This is a genomic window from Chitinophaga solisilvae, assembly GCF_009928525.1.
Lineage (GTDB): Bacteria > Bacteroidota > Bacteroidia > Chitinophagales > Chitinophagaceae > Chitinophaga > Chitinophaga solisilvae.
Map to the genome: position 1 here is coordinate 559,267 of NZ_JAABOK010000002.1, position 23,962 is coordinate 583,228.

General features: G+C 50.2%; 19 protein-coding genes. 11 read left to right on the top strand and 8 right to left on the bottom strand.

Annotated elements, in window-relative coordinates:
* Positions 1-7: 7 nt before the first annotated feature.
* The 10 genes from GWG06_RS05035 to GWG06_RS05080 all read left to right on the top strand — a co-directional run bounded on the left by GWG06_RS05035 (position 8) and on the right by GWG06_RS05080 (position 12,683).
* The gene (locus GWG06_RS05035) at positions 8-1,510 is read left to right on the top strand and encodes a RagB/SusD family nutrient uptake outer membrane protein (protein ID WP_160711726.1); all 1,503 of its coding nucleotides are present in this window, start codon (positions 8-10) and stop codon (positions 1,508-1,510) included.
* 79 nt (positions 1,511-1,589) lie between these two features.
* Positions 1,590-3,137, top strand: coding sequence for a DUF4832 domain-containing protein (locus GWG06_RS05040; protein ID WP_160711728.1), 1,548 nt, complete (start codon positions 1,590-1,592; stop codon positions 3,135-3,137).
* A gap of 51 nt (positions 3,138-3,188) precedes the next feature.
* Entirely contained in the window at positions 3,189-5,612 is a 2,424-nt protein-coding gene (locus GWG06_RS05045) for a GEVED domain-containing protein (protein WP_160711730.1), read from the top strand.
* Positions 5,585-7,099 (top strand): FG-GAP repeat domain-containing protein, encoded by a 1,515-nt coding sequence (locus GWG06_RS05050; protein WP_160711732.1) that lies wholly within the window; start codon positions 5,585-5,587, stop codon positions 7,097-7,099. Before GWG06_RS05045 ends, GWG06_RS05050 begins: the two co-directional genes overlap by 28 nt.
* A 106-nt stretch (positions 7,100-7,205) precedes the next feature.
* Positions 7,206-7,598, top strand: a complete 393-nt coding sequence (locus GWG06_RS05055; protein WP_127034182.1) for a hypothetical protein — start codon at positions 7,206-7,208, stop codon at positions 7,596-7,598.
* Positions 7,579-8,247 (top strand): hypothetical protein, encoded by a 669-nt coding sequence (locus GWG06_RS05060; RefSeq protein ID WP_160711734.1) that lies wholly within the window; start codon positions 7,579-7,581, stop codon positions 8,245-8,247. Before GWG06_RS05055 ends, GWG06_RS05060 begins: the two co-directional genes overlap by 20 nt.
* Complete coding sequence (locus GWG06_RS05065) at positions 8,228-9,130, top strand: HTTM domain-containing protein (protein ID WP_160711736.1); 903 nt, start codon at positions 8,228-8,230, stop codon at positions 9,128-9,130. The genes GWG06_RS05060 and GWG06_RS05065 overlap by 20 nt, the downstream gene beginning before the upstream one ends.
* A gap of 115 nt (positions 9,131-9,245) precedes the next feature.
* Positions 9,246-10,241: an NAD(P)H-quinone oxidoreductase gene (locus tag GWG06_RS05070; RefSeq protein ID WP_160711738.1), complete on the top strand. Its 996-nt coding sequence runs from the start codon at positions 9,246-9,248 to the stop codon at positions 10,239-10,241.
* A 22-nt stretch (positions 10,242-10,263) separates the two neighbouring features.
* Positions 10,264-10,593, top strand: coding sequence for an SMR family transporter (locus GWG06_RS05075; RefSeq protein WP_160711740.1), 330 nt, complete (start codon positions 10,264-10,266; stop codon positions 10,591-10,593).
* Between the two features lie 83 nt (positions 10,594-10,676).
* Entirely contained in the window at positions 10,677-12,683 is a 2,007-nt protein-coding gene (locus GWG06_RS05080; RefSeq protein WP_160711742.1) for an amidohydrolase family protein, read from the top strand.
* Between the two features lie 66 nt (positions 12,684-12,749).
* Here GWG06_RS05080 and GWG06_RS05085 read toward each other — a convergent pair whose 3' ends face one another.
* The 6 genes from GWG06_RS05085 to GWG06_RS05110 form a co-directional block, all read right to left on the bottom strand.
* On the bottom strand, positions 12,750-13,739 hold the full coding sequence (locus GWG06_RS05085) for an MBL fold metallo-hydrolase (protein ID WP_160711744.1): 990 nt from the start codon (positions 13,737-13,739) through the stop codon (positions 12,750-12,752).
* A gap of 251 nt (positions 13,740-13,990) precedes the next feature.
* On the bottom strand, positions 13,991-14,464 hold the full coding sequence (locus tag GWG06_RS05090) for a DUF4920 domain-containing protein (protein WP_127034203.1): 474 nt from the start codon (positions 14,462-14,464) through the stop codon (positions 13,991-13,993).
* Positions 14,465-14,504: 40 nt separating this feature from the next.
* Complete coding sequence (locus GWG06_RS05095) at positions 14,505-15,638, bottom strand: cytochrome-c peroxidase (RefSeq protein WP_160711746.1); 1,134 nt, start codon at positions 15,636-15,638, stop codon at positions 14,505-14,507.
* Between the two features lie 7 nt (positions 15,639-15,645).
* Complete coding sequence (locus GWG06_RS05100; RefSeq protein WP_160711748.1) at positions 15,646-17,190, bottom strand: DUF6850 family outer membrane beta-barrel protein; 1,545 nt, start codon at positions 17,188-17,190, stop codon at positions 15,646-15,648.
* Between the two features lies 1 nt (position 17,191).
* Complete coding sequence (locus tag GWG06_RS05105) at positions 17,192-18,574, bottom strand: DUF4876 domain-containing protein (protein WP_127034208.1); 1,383 nt, start codon at positions 18,572-18,574, stop codon at positions 17,192-17,194.
* 27 nt (positions 18,575-18,601) lie between these two features.
* Positions 18,602-21,352 (bottom strand): TonB-dependent receptor, encoded by a 2,751-nt coding sequence (locus GWG06_RS05110; protein WP_160711750.1) that lies wholly within the window; start codon positions 21,350-21,352, stop codon positions 18,602-18,604.
* A 203-nt stretch (positions 21,353-21,555) separates the two neighbouring features.
* On the opposite strand from GWG06_RS05110, the gene GWG06_RS05115 reads away from it, so the two are divergent.
* Positions 21,556-22,272 carry a hypothetical protein gene (locus tag GWG06_RS05115; RefSeq protein WP_160711752.1) on the top strand — a complete coding sequence of 239 codons (717 nt, stop codon included), beginning with the start codon at positions 21,556-21,558 and terminating at the stop codon, positions 22,270-22,272.
* A 16-nt stretch (positions 22,273-22,288) separates the two neighbouring features.
* Here the strand turns inward: GWG06_RS05115 and GWG06_RS05120 are convergent, their stop codons facing one another.
* Both GWG06_RS05120 and GWG06_RS05125 read right to left on the bottom strand, forming a co-directional pair.
* A complete protein-coding gene (locus tag GWG06_RS05120) occupies positions 22,289-23,377 on the bottom strand; it encodes a serine hydrolase domain-containing protein (RefSeq protein WP_160711754.1) in 1,089 nt (362 codons plus the stop codon).
* Between the two features lie 170 nt (positions 23,378-23,547).
* Entirely contained in the window at positions 23,548-23,946 is a 399-nt protein-coding gene (locus tag GWG06_RS05125) for a DoxX family protein (protein WP_160711756.1), read from the bottom strand.
* Between the last annotated feature and the right edge of the window lie 16 nt (positions 23,947-23,962).

Here is a 23,962-nt window from a genome sequence, read left to right on the forward strand (position 1 = left end):
AATGAACATGAAGCTAACATCATCAATTATATGCGGAGGGCTGCTTTTGCTGGGCCTCACCACTTTTACCGCCTGTGAAAAAGACCTGCAGCCGGATGTATACGATCAGTTTACCCCTGCCACCTTCTATAAAGATGGCAACGATGTGAAAGCAGCGCTGACGGCCATCTACAACGGCCTGATGACCGGCGGATATGCCGGGTGGGGCAGTGGCAACGGCTCCTGGCACGTGCAGAACAGCATGACCACCGATGAACTGGTATGCTCCTGGGGCTGGGACGGATGGAAAAAAATGAATGACCTCAACTTTGCAGATAACTTCGGCGAGATCACCGGACATTATACTACGCTCATCAGGAAGGTATCTGAATGTACCATCTTTATGGATAAGGCTGCAGGCGTAACGATGGACGCCGCACTGAAATCCAGGTATATAGCGGAAGCCCTGGCCCTGCGTGCGCACTACAGCCAGATACTCTATAGTTTTTACGGACCTGTTCCCATTGTGGTAGATGCAGGAACTGCCCAGAACCCGCTGGCCCCTGCTGTGCCACGCCCTGCAGACGACTGGATGGTTAAACAGATAGAGAAAGACTACAAGGATGCCGCCGCCGCACTGCCGGTCGCCTATGGTAACACCGACTATGGCCGTTTTACACAGGGTGGCGCACTCACCGGCCTGATGAAACTCTATATGCAGAAAAAACGTTGGGCCGACGCCGTTAGTACCGGTCGCCAGCTGCTGAAGCTCGGTGACGAACAGGGCGTCTATAACCTGCAGGGCCGCTACGCGGATATCTTTAAGATCACCAACGAAGGCAACAAGGAAATCATTATGGCAGTACCCTGCCGCAATGATGCGGATCAGACTAACATGTGGCTGGCGCACGTATTGCAGGGAGACTACTTCGATCCTGCCGGACAAGCGCTCACCGCCTGGGGCGGATATAAAATGCCCTGGAAGACCTATGATAAATTTGATCCGAAAGACGACCGCCTCTCTGTGCTGCTGAGAAATTATCCGGTAGGCCGCGATGCGGGAGGCGCACTGATTTATAAAGATGCGAAGACTGCCGGCCTGCCAGGTGCACTGCCGGTGAAATACGGTCCGGATCCTGCTGCCAGCGGAGAATCACAGGGTACAGATATGATTATCTGGCGGTATGCAGATGTAATCCTGCTGCTCAGCGAAGCAATCAATGAATCGTCTGGTCCTACTGATGAAGCCATAGATCTGCTCAACCGCATTCGCACACGTGCCGTTCTGCCGGTATTCACCCACGGAAGCCTCAGCCAGCCGGCACTCCGCAGCAAGCTGCAGGACGAACGTCTTTTTGAACTGTGGACAGAAGGCTCCCGCCGCGATGACCTCATACGGTGGGGACTATACGTACAGCGTGCCAGAGCAGAAGGCTCTCCTTTCGCCGATACCACTAAAATATTCTATCCTATCCCGCGCCCGGCCATCGATGAAAGCGGCGGCCTGATAAAGCAAAACCAGGGATACTGATATAATTAATGTGAATGACGGGAACATCCGGCAGCAGCAGCTTCCGGAGTTCCCGTCATGCTTTTAAACCTGTTACCATATGCGCTCTTTATATTTTATCTGCCTGTACTGTTGTATTTGTTTTTATGCAGATGCCCAACGGGTTGTTACCTTCCGGGGAATACGTCCTGATGATAAAAACGGCCGTGCACCCCTGCGCAACCCGGAGCGGGGATTCCGTTACGAAGCCTTTGTGCTGGCCGATAACCTGCAATCGCCCTATGCGAAATCCGGCGACGGACATACTTACGGCGCTAATCCCACTACGGTAGACAGCTTGCTGGGTTTCCTGGAAACCCGCTACGGCGCCGGCGACAGTCTCACGCTTTCCCAGTTGTATATCTACCTGACTCCCTATGTGGGAAAGGATATAACCACACAGGGACTGGATAACATAGCCCTTACCATGCAAAGCTTTGCCCGTAAGGGATACAAGGCATTGCTACGTTTTGCCTATGATTATGATCCCGGCCTTACCAACGTTACCGTAGCTGATATACAACGCCACCTGACACAGCTGGAGCCGGTAATGAAAGCATATAGCGGAAGTATTCATGCCATGCAGGCAGGACTTGTAGGCGCCTGGGGCGAGTGGCACAGTTCGCCCATTGCCGGCAGTGCAGATAGTCTGCAAATGGTACTCACCGCGCTTTTTCAGCATATCCCGGCAGAGCGTCAGCTGATGGTGCGCATGCCTTACCGTAAGCAGGAAGCCGTGCTGCCCGCAGCATGGAAGGCGCGTATCGGGTTTCACAATGATTATTTCTGTGCAGATGAACACGCCCGTGCCAAAGGAAATGATTATGTCAGGGGAACGCCGGAATATCAGCAGGCATCAGATGAGTCGCCCTGGCTGCTGATAGACGGAGAGCTGCCTTATAGTTGCGACTGCGACGGCTGGGGCCTTAATCATCGTTTTCAGGTGGTGAACGGTATCCGGCGGTTGCGGGATCATCATTATACCAGCCTGAGTATTGTGCATAACAACCTGGAAAATGACAGCAGCAATATCAGATACTGGAGAACATATCCGCTGACGGAGGCCATGATATCCGCTGCGCACCTGCCTGTTTCCGAGGGCTATTTCCGCGATGCCCGCCACCTGCCGGTAAAAAGAACTGCTTTTGAATATATCCGCGATCACCTGGGATACCGGATAGAGCTACAGCGTTTAACCCTTCCCGTTAGCGCATCTGCAAAAGAGAATTTTACACTGCAGCTGTCCCTGATCAACCGGGGTTTTTCTGCACCTCACAACGCCAGGGAGGCCTTTTTTGTACTGCTCAATGCTGACGGGAAAGTCGCGTATGTGATTCCCGCCAGCACCCTGCCGGACAGCTGGCAGCCTTATCAGCCGGGTGATACGCTATGCCGGCCATTGGTACACCATATCACTGCTACGGTGCGGGCAGAGCAGCACATTGCCCCCGGCACCTACCGGCTGGGCCTCTGGCTGCCTGACGGTACGCCGGTACTGAAATACAATTCCGCCTATGCCCTGCGCTGCGCCAACGGTAATATTACCTGGTTTACCGATGAACAACAGCAATACGGAATTAATATACTAACAGAGATGACTATACGATAATTAAGCAGGACTTTTGCGTTTTCCTTTACCATCAAAACTATCTGTAGCTCCATGAAAAATGTATTACGCTCCGCCGCTGTCCTGGCAGCAGCCCTGGGGTTGTCAGCCGCTGCCATGGCGCAGCTGCCGGCAGCTCCGCAACAGTTGAAAACCCTGGGTACCCGCAGCTGGATCCGCCTCTCCTGGCAGGATGCTGCCAGCAATGAACAGGGATATAAAATTTACTGGAACACCACCGCTGTGAAGCCTGCCGCCGCAGGCGCAGTTATTGGCGCTAACAGCAACCGGTATTATATCAACAGTCTCACCGCCGCTACCACCTATTACGTATGGGTGGAAGCCTATAACAGCAGCGGCACTTCTGCCGCACTGAATACATCAGTTGTCACTACAAAACAATGGACGCTGGATTCGGCAGAAGTGAATAATCTGTCTGTCCCCAGTTCTGCCGCAGTGCCTGCAGGGATGCAGCTGTACTGGCACGATGAGTTTAATGACCTGCTGCTGAACCGGAACAAATGGTCTACGAATTATTATTCCACCATCGATTTCAAGTCAGGCACCAACCTCTCTGCCATGCAGAACGATACGCTGCCGCAACCCGGTATCATCATGACCGGCAGCACCATACAGCTGATTACCAATGATACCATGCCGGCAAAATCCTACTGGCCTACCAGGAAGCTGTCGTCTATTCAAACCTATGACTGGCGCTCCGATGAACGGTATGTGGATAACAGCCGCGGAGGCTATTTCGAAATAAGATGCCGGCGCAGTAATACCACCAACGCCACCACCGGACTGAATGTCGCCTACTGGCTGGATTCGCCGGGACCTGACCTGAAATACTACATGGAACAGGGAACTACGTATAACGGCGTAGCCGGCGTAAGGCCCCGCGGACAGGCATTTGAAATAGATGTGTTTGAGCAGAGCGGCAATGCCACCACCACCGGTACCACGCCTTTTACCATGCACGGGAATGTGGCTGCAGACGGCACCTTCCAGGGTAACCTGACCACTTACAATGCATCGCTGAGCGGACAAAACAACTGGACCACGCATGGTTTGCTATGGACGGCCGCCGGTATTAAATACTATATCAACGGCGCGCTGGCCAAGGAGTGGAGCAATCCGCAGCAGAACATGGCTCCCAACCATTTTATGAATATACTGCTGGGAAATTATTACGGCTGGTCTGCCGGTATGACCAGCACCGCTATGATGGAAGTGGATTATATCCGCGGCTATCAGTGGCCGGTATCTCCGGCTAATGAACTGCCGGACAATGGTTTTGAATATACTACGTTGTATCCCTGGAGCGGTAATGGTACACTGACGACCACCTCACCGCGCAGTGGCAGCAAAGCGCTGTCGCTTGCAGCAGGTCAGTCAGTGGTACAATATATTTTTCTGAATAACAGTCAGCCATACCAGTTGAAATACTGGTTAAAGGGCAGTGGCAGTCTGCAGGCCAAAATAGAAAATACCACACAGGTAAGCGGCGTCGTAAAAAATCAGTATCTGCTGAACAGTAATGCAGCTGCAGCTTTCAGCGAATCGTCCATTGACTTTACCACTACGGCGGAATATACCGGGCATATGACTACGGTGAAACTGACGCTCACCAACACCGGTACCGGTACTATCACTGTAGATGATATGACGATTGCCGGAGGTGGCAACGGCGGTTCGCCCGCGCCCTGTACGGCAGGTGGCGGTGCAAATGCACAGGACCGTTATATCACTTCGCTCAGTACTGCCGGTGCATCACATAATATCAGCTTTACCGGCAACGCATATCCTGCCGGTGGTTATGGCGTTTATACCGCTGATTCTGTTGTTGTGAAGAGAGATTCTTCCTTTACGCTGAACATACTTAACAGCACCAATACCAGATGGGCCAGGGTGAATGTGTATGCCGACTGGAACAATAACGGCAGCTTTACTGACAGCGGAGAATTATTGTTTTCCGTTGGCAGTGCCAGGCAGGATAACAGCGGCACTGTGCTGAACATCAGCCGTAGTATTACTGTGCCGGCAGCAGCTGTAACGGGTAAAGTGCGGCTGCGCGTACGGTGCTATGATGCCTGGAATAATGATCCGGGACCTTGCGGGCAGGCGGATTACACCACCACACAGGATTTTTTTATGCAGATAAATGTTGCCGGCGAATTAAGCCGTCAGGCGATGGAGCAGCCTGTAAAAACGGAGATAGCAGCAACCGGCATTACGGTATATCCAAATCCGGTGCCTGGTAATAATTTTCAGGCGGATATTACCTTGCCGTCGGCAAACCTGGCGCAGATACGCATCTATAACATGTCCGGCGCTAAAATGTACAGTATGGAAAAGCGGCTGGTAAAGGGAAACAATAAAATAAACCTGTCCGCCAGTGTATTACCGGCGGGTGTTTATGTACTGGAAGTCAGCAGTGGAGGGAAGATATGGCAAAGGAAATTTATCAGGCAATAGGCAGAAGGATCTGTATATATCTGTTGCTGTTATTAACAGCCTGTAAGGCAGGGGGAAGCCGGGAAGAGGCGCAGGCAGCGCATAGGGTATGCGGGAGCTGTCATCTTTTTCCGGATCCTTCCCTGTTGCCGGCGGCCTGCTGGGATAAGCAGGTGTTGCCGCAGATGGCGCTGCGCATGGGTGTGATGTCTGGCTGGAATGGCGGGCCGTTGTCTGCGGAGCAGGAGAAGCTGCGGCCGTTACAGCCGCTCATCAGTGAGGCAGAATGGAAAGCTATCCGTCATTATTACCTGTCGCAGGCGCCGGCAAAGCTGCAGTCTGATGTGATACCGGAGCCGGTAGCCAATATCGGCGTGCTGTTTGAGATCCGGCATGTACGGCTGCCGGGAGAGCGGGCGGCCAATATCTCCTGTATCCGTATCAATCCGGTGCAACGGGAGCTGTATGCAGCCGATGCTGTGAATCACCTGTGCTGGTATGTGAATGCGGAAGGCATAGCTACACATGCCCGTCGTACCGGAGACGCCGTGATAACCGATATGCAGGTAAGCGGCAGGCAGGTGCTGGAAACGGTGATCGGCACTTCCCTGAACCTGACTACCGCGAAGAACGGCGCTGTGCAATACCGGCAGCTGTATGATGATAAGCCCGGTACTACCGTGTTGCAGCAGTTGTACCGGCCGGTGCAGACGCTTTCCGCAGATCTGGATGCAGATGGTATTCCGGAGCTGCTGACCGCCGAATTCGGCGTCGATGAAGGTAAACTGAGCATCCATGCAAAGGCTAACCGTAACGGTTATACGGAAAATGTGATCTATGCTTTACCAGGGACCGTGCATATGGCAGTAACGGATATGAACAGGGACGGAAGACCTGATATACTGGCGCTGAGCAGTCAGGGTAATGAGCTGCTGCAATGGTTTGAAAACCTGGGAAAGCTGGAATTTACCCCGCATACATTGCTGCGATTTCCGCCGGTATACGGCTCTTCAGGGTTTGATACCGCAGATATGGATGACGACGGACTGACAGATATCATCTATACCTGCGGGGATAATGCGGATTTTTCTCCCGTTATGAAGCCCTGGCATGGCATTTATATCTATCATAACAATGGTAACGGAACATATACCCAACAGGTATTTCTGCCGCAGAATGGCGCTTATAAAGCCCTGGCAAGGGACTTTAATAACGACGGACAGACAGACATCGCCTGTATTTCCTATTTCCCGGATACCACCGCTTCTCCGCAGGATGAATTCCGGTTATATATAAAAACCGGAAGTGCCTATCAGCTATACAGTAATCATCTTGGTAATGTCGGGCGCTGGCTGGTAATGGATGCCGCAGATATAGACGGTGATGGCGATTGCGACATTGCTCTGGGTAGTTATCCTATGATGATGACGTCGCCCGGAGGCTATAGAGCCCAATGGCAGCAAGGCCCGGGAGTGGTTTTGTTAATCAATAAAATGTGTGGCAACTAGAAAACTTTATTGTTGTTTACCGGAATTAAAGCTGTAACTTGAGGGGTAGGCAGGATTCCGAAAATGCCTCAAAAAAGAGTAGGAGTAACCCCCAAATGTTTATGTTATGAAAAAGCTAATGTGGTTAACATTATGCGTCCCCATCTTCTTACTATTTTCATTCACCCTCAGACAGGAAAGAGCAACCGGTGTAAAAAGAATCAGTAAAAACCTGTACACCGTATCGAGAACAGCTGTAAAAAATGTACCTGCAGCCGAGCAGGAAGAAATCAGGAAAGTGATAGCGGAGCATTACGGTATCAAAGATTTTGAACGTAAGGAAATCGTTATCGCCGCTAATGATCCCCGTAACCGGAAGTCAGGAGGTATTTTTGAAACCTCTGTTTACAAAGACTGGGTATCTACCCGTTTTATCTTCTGGAAAACTATCAGGGATCTGCCCCAGGAAGTAATCAAAGCTAATGAAATTATGACCCGGTATGCTACCGCAGGTAAATAAGTTGGCTGCACGATGGCTGGTTGTTAAACAATCAGCCATCGTTGTATGCAGGCGGTTTTTATTATATCCCTGGATATACCTGCACCTGCTGTTTATTTTTCTGGTGAATGCAGTAACGGTAAACAGCTCCTACAAGGAATTTCATCAGGAAGTAAATAATAACCGGGCAGCCCTCGCCGCGGAAAAAATACTGAACGCTGCTCCATGCCGTTACTATGGCCGTTATACCGGGGCTGAAACCGGCTACGGTTTCTTTGGCATCAACGTGCGTTCCAACGGCCTGCTGATGGGAGAGTGTGCCGGAGAAGGCATCACAGCTGATTTCAGATCCTATGAAACCACACTGCGTTTCTTCTCTATGGGCAACGCCCTTACCGATGATTTTATTAAGCCTCATATGCAGGACAGTCTGCCTGCCGGCAAAGGCGCGGATATCATGAATGACCTCAATCAGCTTGTATTCAAAAATATTGCAGTGACGCTGTTCCAGCATCACCATTGCCAGGATACTTCCGTATCGCTGAGTTACAACCTCCTGGATTTTCCGACGCTGGCGGAAGTCCGTGCCGGCGCGCCTGCCAGCTATCAGCTCATGAAAATTATTTCGGTCCGTTATAGTCTGCATACATATGACCACGCTCAACAGTAAAAAGTCCGGCTCCGTTTATCCCGGCTGGTTGTTTTTCTTCCGTGTAAACATCGCCGGATTTGCCTTGCTGCATTTCCTGGCTATACAGCCTGATTTTGCAGATCTGTATTCCTACAAGGGATATATTTACCCGGACATTATGGATACCACAACGGATAATGTCAGCCCCACACTGGTGAGTATGCAGGCATTTCTGCATCACCTGCACCTGCCGATAGCCTATGATACCTTATTACTGTGCTGCCGCCTGGCTTATCCGCTGGCGCTGCTCCTGCTGATGGCCGGACTGTTTACCCGCATCAGCGCCATGGTGGCGCTCTTCTTCCAGCTGCTGCTGATAAAATCTATACACCTGTATGAATACGGTATTGATGGCTACACCACCTTCGCCCTGTTTTATTGCTGCATATTCCCGGTAGGCCGGGTTTATTCGCTGGACAACCGGCGGCGCAAACGATACCAGCTGCCGGATCATCGTCCGTACCTTTTCCTGTTACAGGTACATATGGGTATTGCCTATTTTTTCTCCGGCTTCGATAAGGTGATAGGCGTCACCTGGCGTAACGGAGAAGCACTGTGGAAGGCATTGCATAGCCATAATTACTACAGCCTGCTGAACCTGGATATGCTGGCGAACACCCCTTTCTTTGTCGTGTCCGGATGGGCAACCATTGTACTTGAAATGGGATACGGGCTGTTCATGAATATGCGCGCCACGCGGATGTACTGGCTTTGCGGAATTATTGCCTTGCATGTGTTCATTGCGTTTTTTATGGGGTTGTTTTTCTTTTCAGCGCTGCTGATTATTTTGAATCTGTCGGCGTTTTATACGCCTTATGTGAGGTTGGCGGAAGTGCGGAAGCCGCTGGTGGTGGGTGGTTGAGAAAACCTTTGCTGTTTCTGAAGATTACCTGCCGTGCTGTACCACATATTTTCTCAGGAATTACCCACCTTTGCAACAGCATATACTCTTTTTATTTTCTTCTAAAATAACTACCATGAAAGCGATTGTCATCACCCGTGCGGGCGAACCGGAAGTATTGCAGTTAAAGGACTACCTCACGCCGCAGCCAGGCCCTGATGAAGTACTGATTGCCGTGAAAGCAGCAGGCGTCAACCGGGCGGATGTTTCCCAGCGTAAGGGCAACTATCCTGCTCCTCCCGGCGTGCCTGCCGATATTCCCGGCCTGGAAGCCGCCGGCGAAGTGGTACAATGCGGCGCAGCTGTTACCATGTGGAAGCCCGGTGATAAAGTATGCGCGCTGCTGGCAGGTGGCGGATATGCTGAATACGTAACGGTGAAAGAAGGACAATGCCTGCCGGTGCCCGATGGCTGGACCTTTGCGGAGGCCGCCAGCATCCCGGAAACGGTATTCACCGTGTGGAGTAATGTTTTTCAGCGGGCCGGACTTAAAGCCGGGGAACGCCTGCTGGTACACGGCGGTAGCAGCGGTATAGGCATCACGGCTATTCAGTTGGGGAAGGCAATGGGCGCAACGGTAATAGTCACTGTAGGATCTGAAGAGAAAGGAAACGCCTGTATGCAGTGGGGGGCTGACGCTTACATCAATTACAAAACACAGGATTTTGAAGCCGTGCTGGCTGATGAAGGAGTAGATGTAATACTGGATATGGTGGGCGGAGAATACCTGGGCAAGAACCTGCACATCATGAAACCGGAAGGCCGCCTGGTTTACATCAATGCTATGGAAGGGAATACGCCGCCAATAAATATTTTTACGGTCATGACAAAGCGTTTAACCGTTACCGGTAGTACGCTGCGTAGCCGGGAATACAGCTTCAAAAAGATGCTGGCGGCAGATATGCTGCAAAAGGTATGGCCGCTGATTCATGCCGGTAAATTCAAGCCGGCTGTATATGCGGTTTTTCCTTTTACGCAGGCGCCGGAAGCGCACCGCCTGATGGAAAGCAGCCGCCATATCGGGAAAATTGTGCTGGTAAATGAGCCGGAGATGAATACCGGGAAAGATTAAATTTGTTGATAAACAACGTTATATGAAGTATCTGTACCTGGCTGTGGCCATTATCGCGGAAGTCATTGCCACCAGCGCCCTGAAGCAGTCTGCCGGTTTCACCAAATTATGGCCATCCGTGGTGGTGGCGGTAGGTTATGGCCTTGCCTTTTATATGTTAAGTCAGTCGTTGAAATATATTCCTGTAGGCATCGCCTATGCCATCTGGTCCGGCGTGGGCATCGTTATCATTACTGCAGTCGGTGCGCTGTTATTCAAACAGCGGGTGGATCTGCCGGCGGTAATAGGTATGGCGCTGATTGTAGCAGGCGTACTTGTCATTAATATCTTCTCTAAAATGTCTGCACACTGACAGGGATAATTGTCTTGTGACATGAAAAACATAACAGCTGAGGAAGTATGCTTATATTTAATGCATAATCCAAAATACCTCCCATGTTACCCGGAAACAAAACCCTGGGCGCCCTGCTGGTGCTCCTCTTGCTGAGATTTATCCCCTGTTACTCCCAACAGCATGATACCTCCTTTTATTCCATCATCATGACCGGCTATAACAAAGGCTCGGTGAAAATTGTACAGAAAGGCCCGGGAAGTTATGAGCGCTGGTATCAGTACAATGACCGCGGCCGTGGCGATAGCCTGCATAGTATTTACCGGGAAGACGAAGAAGGATTTCCGGTTTACCTGCATGTGGAAGGAAAAGATTATTTCAAGAAGGAGGTGGCAGAAGATTTCTCCCTGGATAACGGTAACGCACAATGGAAAAACAGTGCAGAACAGGAAACCCGGAAAGTAAACGGGAAAGCATTTTATATATCGCTGCTGACCAACGGTGGAAACATTATTAAAGCACTGGCGTCGAACAACAATAAGATACAGCTCCTCCCTTTCGGGGAAGCTACCATGGAAATAGTGAATGAACATACGGTCGGCACGGGATCTGCTGCCCGTAAGCTGCGGCTGTGCAGTGTTTCCGGCCTCAACTCTGTTCCTGATTATTACTGGGCTGATGCGCAACATAATATCTTCGGCATTACCGGCGAATGGTTTTCCATTGTTCCCAAAGGATATGAAAAGTATGTGCCGGAGCTGATTAAGGTACAGCAGAAAATAGAAGACAGCCGCAATTACCGGCTTGCCAGAGAGCTGCCGGAAAAGGTAAACGGTAATATCCTGATAAAGGATGTTACGCTCTTCGACGCCGTACAGGCGCAAACGTTACCGCATACAGATGTGCTTATCAGCAAGGGACGTATCCTGGAGGTATCATCCGGGAAGCCCATTACCGCTCCGGCTGCCCGTATCATTGACGGCAGGGGACATACCCTGATACCGGGCCTGTGGGATATGCATGTGCATTTCAGCGAGGGTATAGACGGCCTGCTGCACCTGGCCGCCGGCGTAACGCATGTGCGTGATATGGGAAACGATACCAGCCTGCTGACTTTCAGGAATCAGATCAACCGGGGACAACTGATAGGCCCGCGCATCGAAGTACTCAGCGGACTGATAGACAGGGCCGGCCCGCTGTCTGCACCTACCGGCGCCCTGATCAACAATCCGGAAGAAGGAAAGAAAGCGGTGAAGATGTTTGCAGATAAAGGTTATCAGCAGATTAAACTATACAGCTCCATGAAACCGGAGTGGGTAAAGCCGCTGATAGCGGAAGCCCGGAAGTATCATCTGCGCGTATGTGGTCATATCCCGGCTTATATGACCGCCTCTCAGGCCATCGCAGCCGGATATGATGAGATTACCCATATGAATATGCTGCTGCTGAATTTCTTCGGAGATACGGTGGACACGCGCACGCCCCAACGCTTTCTGATACTGGCGGAAAAAGCTACCACACTGGATCTTAACAGCCAGGAAGTAAAGGATTTACTCCAGCTGATGAAAACACGCAACATCGCTTCTGATCCGACACTGGTCGCCTTTGAACCTATGTACACTGCAAGGGATGGCAAGCTGGAAGAGAAAAACGAACATATTGTTGCGCATATGCCCGTACAGATACAGCGCCAGCTGCGCGCAGGCGGCGGCGGCCTGCCGGTGCCTCCCGGTAAGGACACGCTCTACCGCCAGGCATTCGGCGTATTTCTGCAGTTCACCAAACTGCTGTATGATAACGGCATCCGCATTGTGGCTGGGACCGACGGCACACCTGGATTTGACATGTACCGGGAGCTGGAACTCTATGTAAAAGCTGGTATACCACCTGCTAAGGTATTACAGCTGGCCACTTACGGTACGGCGGTATATACCGGGAAAAGCCGGGAGCTGGGCAGCATCGCGGCAGGCAAGGTGGCGGATATGGTATTGATTGGCGGCGACCCGGCTGTCAACATCAGCGATGTAAGACGCACCCGGCTGGTCATAAAGGACGGTGTAATCTACGACCCCGCGAAATTGTACAAAGCGCTGGCTATTCAGCCATTTTAGCAACATCATATCATCATGCGGGAAGGGTAGCTTCATTTCGAAGCTGCCCTTCCCGCATCTGAGCATTTATAATTTTACGGTAGCTCCTGCGGGGATTACCTGCAGTTGACGGCTATACGGCGTTTTATCCAGCAGCTGCTGTAAGTGTGAAACAGGCTCCACATACAGGGAAAAGGTGGAGTGATGTACCGGTATAATCTTCGCCGGATGCAGGGCTTCGATGATCTTCAGGCAGTCTTCCGCATTCAGCCCTCTTCTTCCCAGTGTACCATCTGTTCCTACTGCTCCCATATCAGGTATGAGCAGATCCGGCTTTCCGAAGCGCGCATACTGTTGTATATCATCAAACCATACGGTATCGCCGGTCCAGTATATCCTGTATACATTGTTCCTGTAGCGATGCGTGATGATATAGCCATTGACTTCTCCCAGCTCGGTTTTCAACGGCTCTTCCTCTGCATGCATGGCATATACAGCGATGATCTGCAGGGTTTCTGCTCCTTTTTTCAGGGTAATAGTGTCCTGCTGCTTCAACCCTTTCACCTGCCTGAAACCGCGGGCCTGTACGGTAGCTACGCCTGCGGGCGGCACAATTACCGGTAAGTCCTTGCTGAGAAAGGCCGCCGCCTCCCGGTCAAAATGATCTGCATGCGGGTGACTTATCAGCAATACATCCGTATGCGCCGTATCAAATGCTGCCGGCGCTATATACCGTTTTATCCAGGCGTTCAGCGCACCCGTACCCGGATGCTTCTTAATAATGAAAGCGGTATCACTCTGCGGACTCAGCATAGGATCCGTCAGTACTTTAAAACTACCCAGCTGCAATACATACGTAGGCCCGCCTATCCATTGCAGCTGCCGCTTAGGTTGCGCATACAGGAAGGCTGTAAATAAAATGCCTGCCAGCAAAAGAATGATAACTTTAAACCGTTGTGTGATAAAGGATAACAAAGGAAAGTAAGTAGTTGATTTGTCAGCATTTCCCGCCAACGCATATACGTAATTGGTATTCCTGCTGTGGTAGCGATTTTTCTCCGGTTGATAAATATTCATATCCGATCTTTTTATTTTTGTTGCACAAAGCTACCATGGAAATAAAAAGAAGAACATGGACAAATATGGGTATGAGGTGGATAATTTTGCGGAAGCACATTTTATTAAGACAGATTAATTTTTTAATTACGAATTGCGAATTACGAATGAGGAGCGGAGATATAAGCGGATTTAGAATTTACTGATCCGCTTATATCTCCGCTCCTCATTCGTAATTCGCAATTCGTAATTCGTAATTAAAGCATAGCGTATTATTCCACCACTACAATACCATCCGCGGTAAAGCGTATTTCCTTTTTGGGTTGGGTGATGGCATTTATTTCTTCGGGTGATTTTTTGGCATCTTCTGCATAATGCTGCAGTTCAGCTACAGAGGTAATGTGGTTATAGGCCAGTCCGTCCAGAACAATGGTTTTCCCTTTGATATCCAGTGGTACGAAGAAGCCGTAGTTTTTCATTTTTACAAATGCGGTGGTGCTATCGTTTACCTGGAGTTTCATCCAGCAGCCTTTTTTAGGGCATACGTCCAGTACTTTGGCTTTTACTTTAACCTGCATTTTAGCGGTATCGCTTTTCAGCAGGGTGGGGAGTTGTACGGCTTCTATTGCGCCGTTGGCATTGGCGCCGGCGCCGTAAACGGTTCCTTTGGCAGCAGTTCCTTTGGGAGGCTGGGCTTTGGCGGCGATGCCGCTTATCAGGAGCAGTAAAAAGAGGATGCGTTTCATTTATTTTCAGTTTATACAGGTTATTACAAATATAATATAACTATTGTGGTAATGTTTCCGGCCGCGGCATTTTGTAAGGTTTGCCCGTGAGGGCCTGCAGAAATGCCATGAGGGCTTCCTTATCTTCTTTTGTCAGTCCCAGTGGCTTTATCAGCTTGTCAGTCCGGGGAAAGAGTGCGTCATTTTCCTGTCCGGGTTTGGGTTTCATGGGCATGCCGCTGTTGTAGATGTTCAGTATGCCTTCCATATCATCAAAAAGGCCGTTATGCATCCAGGGGCGGGTGAGCATCACATCGCGGAGGGAGGGGGTGCGGAAGCGACCAACATCGGCGGTATCCCGGCTGATATTATACAGGCCGAGGTCCTGGTATTTACGTCCGTAGTAGGTGAGTCCGATATTGTGAAAGGCGCCGTCGGTGAGGTATTGCCCGTTGTGGCAGTTCATGCAGCGGGCTTTGGTGCGGAACAGGTGCAGTCCTTTTATTTCCAGGTCGGACATTTTATGGTATCTGCCTTTCATGAATTCATCGAAGCGGCTGTCGCGGCTGCGGATGGTGCGTTCAAAGGCGGCGATGGCAGTGGTGATTCTGTCCAGCGTAATACGTTCTTCGCCGAAGGCGTTCCGGAAGAGAGGCCGATAGCCGGGGATGGCTGCTATTTTAGCCGGCAGCAGCGGCGGTTCCATATTCATTTCATGATGGGTGGCAATAGGATTGATAGCCTGGCTTTCGAGTCCGTCTACACGGCCATCCCAGAAGAGATTGCGCTGCATCCATACATTCAGCAGGGAAGGGGTATTGCGGGTGCCCTGCAGGTGATCGGTGCCCAGGGATACTTTGCGGCCATCGCCCCAGGCGAGGTCGGGGTCATGGCAGCTGCTGCAGGAAATCTGGTTGGAAGATGACAGCCGCGGATCAAAGAACAGTAGTTTGCCCAGCTGCACTTTCGGGTCGCTGGCCCAGGCGTTAACGCTGGCAGTATCTGCAGGGAGGGCTGCCAGCTCCTGCCACTGCACGCCGCTGTCTATGACCGGTGCAGGCCATGCTGCGGCTGGCCGCGCGTATAATATTCTCAGGCTGTCGGCCGCATTTACCTGTGCATGTTCCGGGATGGTCAATGCAGACATCAGCATCACGGTGACGACTATACTTAATATTCCAGCTATCCTTATCATCTTGCTATTAAAAATACAAATTCACAGAAAGCCCGGCATTGACACGATGGCCGCCGGGTATAAAATAGGCGCTGGTTTTCACTGCCGGCATAGCCAGCTTATTATCCAGTGTAGCCCTGGCCGTTATACCGAATTTCATTTCCCGGAAGATAGCACCGGAAATCCATCCGGCCTCCAGGGAAGTGGAAAGCGTGGTGGCAGACCAGTAATGATAATCGGGGTAGGCAACGCCATTGGTGAAAATATTTTCCTGGGTGTCCGGTGCGGTAAAATCCGTTTGCAGGGGAATGCGTACCGACGGGCTGATACTGGCATGAAAGCGGTTGCGCTTGTCCGGCGTAAGGTATACCGTGCCACTGATACCAGGCTGCAGCTGCCGGTAGTGCAGCGTATGCGCTGCAAAGGCATCTGTCTGCCGGCGGTCGTTGTATATCAGGCGTGCGCCCCATTCTATGCTCAGGCGTTGCTGCGGATGCTGCAGTAACAACCAGCCGGCATCTATATATTGCTGCCTGTAGAGGTAGTTGCTGCGAAAGGTGATATACAGATCCTCATCTTTCCCACGGATTGCCTGCCAGCTCAGTCTAAACTGCTGCCGCCGCGCTGCCGTCTGCTGCTGTAACAGCAGGTCTGCCCGCCAGTTGCTTTTGAACCAGTTGCTGAAAGGCTGGTAATCCTGTTCATTATTGGCATTCAGGTTAATGGTATTTTTTTCTTCGAGGTAGTTCCAGACGGCTGTTGCCCGCAGCTGCCAGTTGCTCCAGGCGCCGGCGTAGCTGGCGTTGAAGCCGTGATATTTTCTGTCCCGGTTCCATTGCTGCCGCATATTATGAAAGCTGCCATAGCCGCTGTTCAGAAATACCACCCAGGAAGAATCTTTATTATTATTCTGCATCATTTTATTTTTGTAAACGATGCCTGTCTTCTCCTGTCCGTAACCCCATATGATGCCGGCTCCCAGTGTATGCCGCTTCAGGCGCCAGGTAATTTCAGGGTTGAGTACCAGCCGGAAGCTGTTCACATCGGGGCGGGGATCAACGGAGCGGGTGGTCCAGTGATAATTGTAATCGATGCCGGTGGAGATAAACAGTTTTTCTTTCAGCAGCTGGTAAGATAATATCGTATGCATATAATACTGCTGCCGGGTGTACGCGCCTTTCCGTTTTACAAAATAGTAATAGGGAGAGAAGCCGTCGTCTTCTCCTTTCAGGGTATACGCCAGGCTGTCGTCCCATTGCCGGTGAAAGCTGAAAGTACCGGCGATATTGAACCGGCCCAGCCTGGCGGTGCCTTCGGTATAGAAACTGGCCAGACGCGTTTTTTCCGCTTCCTGTGCCAGGCGGTAACGGCCACCTGTATACGAAAATCCCAGCGTGGCCATGCCCGTGCTTTGCAGCGTGAGTGTAGACAGCTGAGTGGCGCTGCCATGTATCATACGCATTTCATGCTGCTGCTGCGCATACATATAAAGACTGTCAGACACGCCCTTCTGCTGCGCCTGTAGCGCTGTGGCCAGGAACAGGCAGCAGCAGGTGATGAGGATGCGTTTCATATCAGTTGATAAAGGATGTAGCAGATTTTGACGGATCCGCCTTTGCTTTAGTGACGAAATCATTGGCGGAGTTGTTGGTATCCTGTAATACCCTGCGGCCACCAGTGACGCGCACTGTTTTACGCACCAGCGATTCGCCGGTATAAGCGCCGCTGGTAACGTTAACCGGACCAGCATCCAGGCTGTTAGGCAGGCGTTTAGGCACTCTGGATACGGTGTTCAGGTGTTGCAGTTCTATTGCATCAATAATATGTTTAAGCGGTACCTGCGGGCAGCTGCTGTATACATCACCCTGTGACTGTATCGTCGGAATCTGGTAGGCAGGCCACTGTGCCGGGTTCTCGCCCTGCGGTTGGAAAAGTACCAGCGCATCATACCCTCTGTTGTCCAGTACAAAGTCATTACCCTGTAAGTGGAATACCACCTTTATATTCGGCACTGCAGGATTGTCAATGTCCCATTTGTAGGCGCTGAAAGGCTTACCGGCGGCCAGAGATCTCATCCTGTCATAATCCACGAGGTAGCATTCAAAATCAGATCTGCTCAGGTCAATGGTGAGAGAAGGATCCGTAATACCCTGTACTACGCCGTCGGCCATTACATACGGTGCGGCATGGTTTAAGCCGGTCTGTGCAAATACAATGCTTTCACCGGGCTTTACGGGATGCTCCTTTCCGGTGCCCGGCACCATGAACATGGATTTGAGGTATACGTAACCGGTATTGGCGTTGGTTTTATCCTTCATACCAAAAGCCACGCTCCAGTCATATTGATTAGTAGGAAGATACCCTGGCTTGGAGGCGTTGTTGGAAACGTTATTCACGCCGTGTACCTGGCCTATATACAAACTGTCGGCATACATTACTTCGTTGGAGTTATTGTAGATTTCCAGGAACTGATCCCTGAAAGCTGCGCCTCTGCTGGTATTGGAGCCGGCGTAATATATCTGCTTGATAACCCAGTTGCCTAATCTGCCGGCGGTCAGTTCTGTCTTCAGGTTGTTGTTTTCTTCTGTAATGTTCACGGCTGTGAGGTTACCGTTGAAGACCACATCCGTTTCTACTTTTGTCTGGCTCAGTGATGAGTAGAGCGCTGCCGGAATAGTTACGGTAGCGGTAATGGTATATTTACCGGGCGTAATACTGCTGAATACAGCCGCGCCGCTGGCGTTGGTAGTGGTTTGGTTGGTCTGCCCGTTGGAGAGGTTGACGATTTTTACCGTCACGCCTTCTTTCGGAAGACCGGTAATGCCGGTGGCTGCACTGTATTCAGCAGTCACGGTCAGCGCTACAGGGCGGGCGGTCAGTTCGCCTCCGGTTTTATCTTTGGAGCAGGATGCCACCAGCAGGGTAAGCCCTGAAAGTGCGGCTAGTAATCTTTTCATATCTGTTGATTTAATATTTTCAAATAATCAGAACTTCAGGGAAATGCCGGCGGTCACGCTCAGCGGCGAACCGTAGATATCCGTTTTCTGTGTTTTTTCGTTGAATTTTGACGGGCGTTTATTCAGCACATTATAGGCGCTGATGGAGATCCGTATTTTCTTTTTTATCTCTTTCGCGATACGCATGCTCATGATGGCGTAAATCAATGGCTGTCCGCTGTTCATGCTCTCCGTAATAATGACGCCGTCTTCATTGACTTCTTTGGCATCCGGGTCCGGCGGCAGGTAGCCGTAATCAGGATTTTGCGGATCAAAGCTGATGATTTCATGATACCTGAACATCCGGTCGAGATAACCTGTCGGGCGGTATCCTCTCCCCAGCACTTTTCTTTCGTTGGCCCAGAAGATGTCAGCAGCAAGGCTTACCACAAATCCCAGCGCAGGTATATGCGTATCGCTGGAGATGCGTGATACGAGTGACCAGTTTTGTCTTTCCTCCCTGCTGTATACGCCGAACAGCGCTTTTCCTGTTTTAGGGATCTTTGCAGTATCCATCATATACATCCGCCGGTCATTGCTATTGTAGTATTTGCTGAGGGAGAAAGCGGTGCTGAGCGTAAAGGAGGTGTTGATCTCCGGTATCTTGCGGGTAGACAGTATCCATTCGGCGCCGTAGTTTTCTGTTCTGAGGCCGTTGGTTACCACAAAGCGTTTAACGTCGGCATACAGGATGTAATTTCCGGTAGGGAAATAGGAGGGCTTCTGTCCCGGCGTATAGTTGTAACCGTATTCCGGTAAGGTGAGCGGCAGGAATTCGCTGTAACTGTTGAATCCGTTCATGTTGCGTTTGCTGTACAGGAACAGGGAAGAGTTCAGGAATCTGTTGTTGTATTTAACGCCCAGCTCCACCTGCGAGGATTTGGATGGTTTCAGGCGGCTGTTATCAGTTTCCTGCTTATGGGTATACACGAGAAACAGGCTGCTGTTTTCGTAGCCGGTGTATACGGAGAGCAGTGGAATATCGAGCCATGCCGGTGCGGGGTACCGGTGCGCCAGCGTGGGCGATTTGGACGCCACGCCGTAGGCGAGGGTAACTTCCCAGTGTTTATCCAGGATATAGCGGGTATTAATACGCGGCTGAATACTGCCCCACCCGTTCTGCAGGTCGTATCGCAGCCCGATACCGGTGACCAGGCGTTTGCCGGCAACCTTCATAGTGAAATTATCCTGTGCATAGAAACCGTAGCTCACGAGCGCGGGAACCAGTTTATCAAAGTTATAGGGGCGTACGTTCTGATTGCCGGTGCCTACCCATCTCGGCTTGTCCGGTTGCAAAACAATGCCTTCGCCGTTGTTGGCAGAAACGGACATGGACATACCATAGTTTAATCCGTGTACGATGCTGCCGGTACGGTAGCTGGCAGTCATTTTCAGATTGCCGTCGAAGGTAATGGGTTTACCGATGATTCTTTCTTCTGCCAGGTAGTTACCGGGAATGAAGCGGCCTTCATAGATGCCAGTCGTGTCTTTGTCTGCCAGCCCTTTAGGCATACCATTCAGTAGCCACTGGCTGTAGGTATCCTGGTAGCCGGTGCTGAAGCCTGCATTCAGGGAAATGTTCCTGAGAAAAGGCGACTTAACGTCTATGGATATACGATTGGTGATGCTCAGGTTGCGTCCTTTGGCATAGGTCATTTTCTCCGTGTCGTCATCGGGATCCTGTTTTACGTCATCCAGGCGGGTGTTGTAGTCGAACGAGAAGGTGTTTTTAACGCCTTTGAAAAGGTAGGTAGTCCACATCATGCCCAGCGATACGCGGTCGAAGCTCTTGATTTTATCGCGGGGGTCTTTGTTGCTGCGGAGATATCCCAGGCTGATATTGAGTGCGCCGAGGCGGTTGTTAAGTTTAAAGCCCTTAGATAGTGATACATCTGTAGACCCGCCATTGATGCGGGTATTAAGCTGATACGGTGTTTTACCTGCCTGGCGGTTAATGATGATGGCGCCGTCTGTCAGTTCTCCGTATTGCGCGGAAGCTACGCCGGTGACTACTTCCACGCTTTCGATGTTGTCTACGGGAATATCGCGGAGGTCGAGGCCGCCGAAAGGCACGTCGAAAGCGCCATCGGAGCGGCTGCCAAGGACAGAGCCGGACATGCCCCTGGCGGAGAGGCTGCGGTTCTGCATGTTGGCATCATTGGACTGCCGGATACCGTCAATATAAATAGCAGTGCCCAGCGAGTTGGCGAGGGCGTAGTTGCCGTCGGCCTGGGTACGCAGCGTGATCTGCTGCGGATTCTGTAGCATAGGCGGCGTAGCGGTTTTACCCGGCAGCTGATTCAGTATCTCTGCCAGACTGAAAGCCTGCAGCTGTTCAATAGCTTCACGTCCGAATATGATGGAAGAATTGGAGGATGCCTGCAGGCGGCGTGCGCTGACTTCCACATCATCCAGGCTAAGACTGAGGTCCTGCATCTGGAACACTTGTCCGTTCACAAAAGTGGCAGGTGTCACCTTCCTGTTAATTGTTTTCTTACCCACAAATGATATTCTCAGGGAAAGCGGGGTAGCTTTTTCCAGGTTGGCGCGGAAAACAAAATATCCTGCTGTATCCGTCCAGGCAGCAAGTTCCAGCTCTTCCAGCCATACGGAAGCAAATACAATAGGTTTGCGGGATTCGTCTATTACCCGGCCGCGTAAAATAGTTGGGTCCTGTTGAGCGTTGGCAATAAATGATAACAATAAACACACTACAGACAGGTATATTCTTCTGTTCAAACTTAAATCCTCCTTATTCCCGGTGAGAAATACTTAGTATCGCATTAGCAGCTGCAAAAGTAGCTGCAACCAACGGGCACGGTTATGCCAATCGGGAAATTGATTTACGCAAAAGGAAATTTTTATCTTGCCGGAGATATTCCCTGCTGAAAGAAAAGTGCAGCAGAGAAATAAGTAATTTTAAGGCTGTAATCTTATATCTGATGAAATACTTACTGATAGCCGTTTTACTGTGGGCGGCAGGAAATGTTCAGGGACAGGATACTGCAGCATTCCGGTTGTCGGCCGACAGCGATACTATTTTCTGGAGTAATTACCATCTCCGCTATGTTGAGCAACTGGAACTGTTGCACCCAAAAGGAAATACGGATTTCTACCGTGTTATTTTGCCCGGTGGTTGTATAGAAATTTCAGGGACGCAGACAGGCAAGGTTGTTTTTAAGGCAGATGAAATCTGGGATAAAATACTGACAGATGATTGTTTTGTACAAACATTTCCCCTGACAGAAAATCAGGTACAACATATCTGCCATCTTATTGACACCCTGATGATAGACAGCATACCCAGTGATAAGTATATCCGCCAGTGGCACCGGGGATTCGACGGCGTAACCTATTGTCTGGAAAGCAGAACCGGTACAGTTTACTCCTTCAAACGCTACTGGACGCCGTCAGTGCAGGGTAATTTCAGGGAAGCAAATCTTATTGCAGCATTTATCGAACAACTGAATATCATTACCGGATATACAGATAAAAGAAAAATATTTGAAGCAGCGATTCCCTTTTATGGCTGGACAAGTAATAATGGTACCATAACGATGAGAGTCGTTTCAGATAGTGAACATTATAATAAATATAAGCGTCTGAAAAAGAAACAACTGAAACAAAAAGCAAAAATGGAAAAGGGCCGGCATCAATAACAGACCCTTGTACCGATTATCTTTTTTTCAAGGTTGCTAATACCAGCGCTGCAATATCAGTAGTGACTTTAGTAGGGGAGTTACAATCGCAATTACTGAATCCCACCACATAAATATCTTCAGAAGGAATATATATTCCCATGGATTTGAAGCCGAATACACTGCCACCGTGTTCCCTGTCCGGTGTGCCGTTCAGCGTTTTTATATGCCAGCCATACCCATAGGTGAAAGTTTCTCCGTTGTTCAGCTGGTAGGTCCGGAAGGCTTTGGCGGTTTCCTCCGGATTAAGTAACAGATGCTGATTCAGTGCCTGCTGCCATTTCAGCATATCGTCCGTGGTAGACATCAGCGCACCGGATGCAAACGGAACACTGAAATTGATAATGGTTTTATTTACATATCCGGATGATTTCAGATGATACCCGTATGCCCTTTTGCGGATCACTTCCCGGTCGCTGGCGTAGCGGGAATGCTGCATACCTGCCTTATCGAAGATATGCTGCTGAATAAAATCCCTGTATGTCTGCCCGGATACCAGTTCAATTATATATCCCAGCAGCAGGTATCCCGAATTGTTGTAGGCAAACTTTTCTCCCGGTGCGAAATCAACCGGTTCATTTTTAAAAAAGTTGACCATCATTTCGGGCGTCATTTCCTTCTGAGCAATATCTGCAAGTGTTTTCATGGCAGTAAAATCTTTGATGCCGGAAGTATGGGTCAGCAGGTGGTGCAGCGTTATTTTATCTCCCCCCGGATAATCCGGAATAAACCTGGAAACAGGGTCCTGTACCTTTAATTTGCCCTGCTGTTCCAGCATCAGTATGGCTACCGCAGTAAACTGCTTGGTCATGGAACCTATCTGGAATACATTGTCGGGCGTCATGTTCACATCCAGCTCCAGATTAGCTTTACCGAAGGCGTTGTGATAGATGACCCTGCCTTTTTGCGCCACCATGAAAACGCCGCCGGGGCCATTTTTATCCTTGAAGGTAGCCAGAATGAGGCTATCTATGCGGCTCCCGAGGCTTTGTGCAGAAAGCACGGCGCCGGGAATAAGGAGGAGAGCAGATAATAATAACGCATAGACGGACTTTGATAAATTCATGATATACAGGGTTATTTGATCCGCAATATCGGGATAGGAGAATTGTTTGTAACGGAAATGGGACAGGGGAGAAGGAATGTGGGATAAACAGGAGGAAAAGCGGGATGAAATTGACGATATCATCTGAAGCCACCTTTTCAGACAGCAACTTCAGATGATATCTCTTTATACTACAGTTGCATCAGACGAGGTGCATAACTCACCGGATACAGCCTCCTGAACATCACATATGTCACCGATAATACGCTAAACGCAACAATAGCATCTGCGGTAGCGGGAAATCCCAGCACACTTATTTTGGAGAAGAAGGCAAAGATGATATCAAAGAACATTCCGGCAAATACCCATTCCTTTAACCGGAGCAGCTTTCCGGGAATCAGCAGGGTTATGATGCCTGCGATTTTAAACACTCCCAGCAGGTAGATAAAGTGCGGAGGATAGCCCAGCTGCTGCGTGATCTCCCATACGACAGGGTTTTTTGTCAGTTCAAAGAAACCGCTGGCGCCAAACCAAAGGCTCATAAATATTGTTCCTGCCCAATAGATGATGTTTGTTTTGTTCGTTTTCATAAGTTTTTTTTGTTGA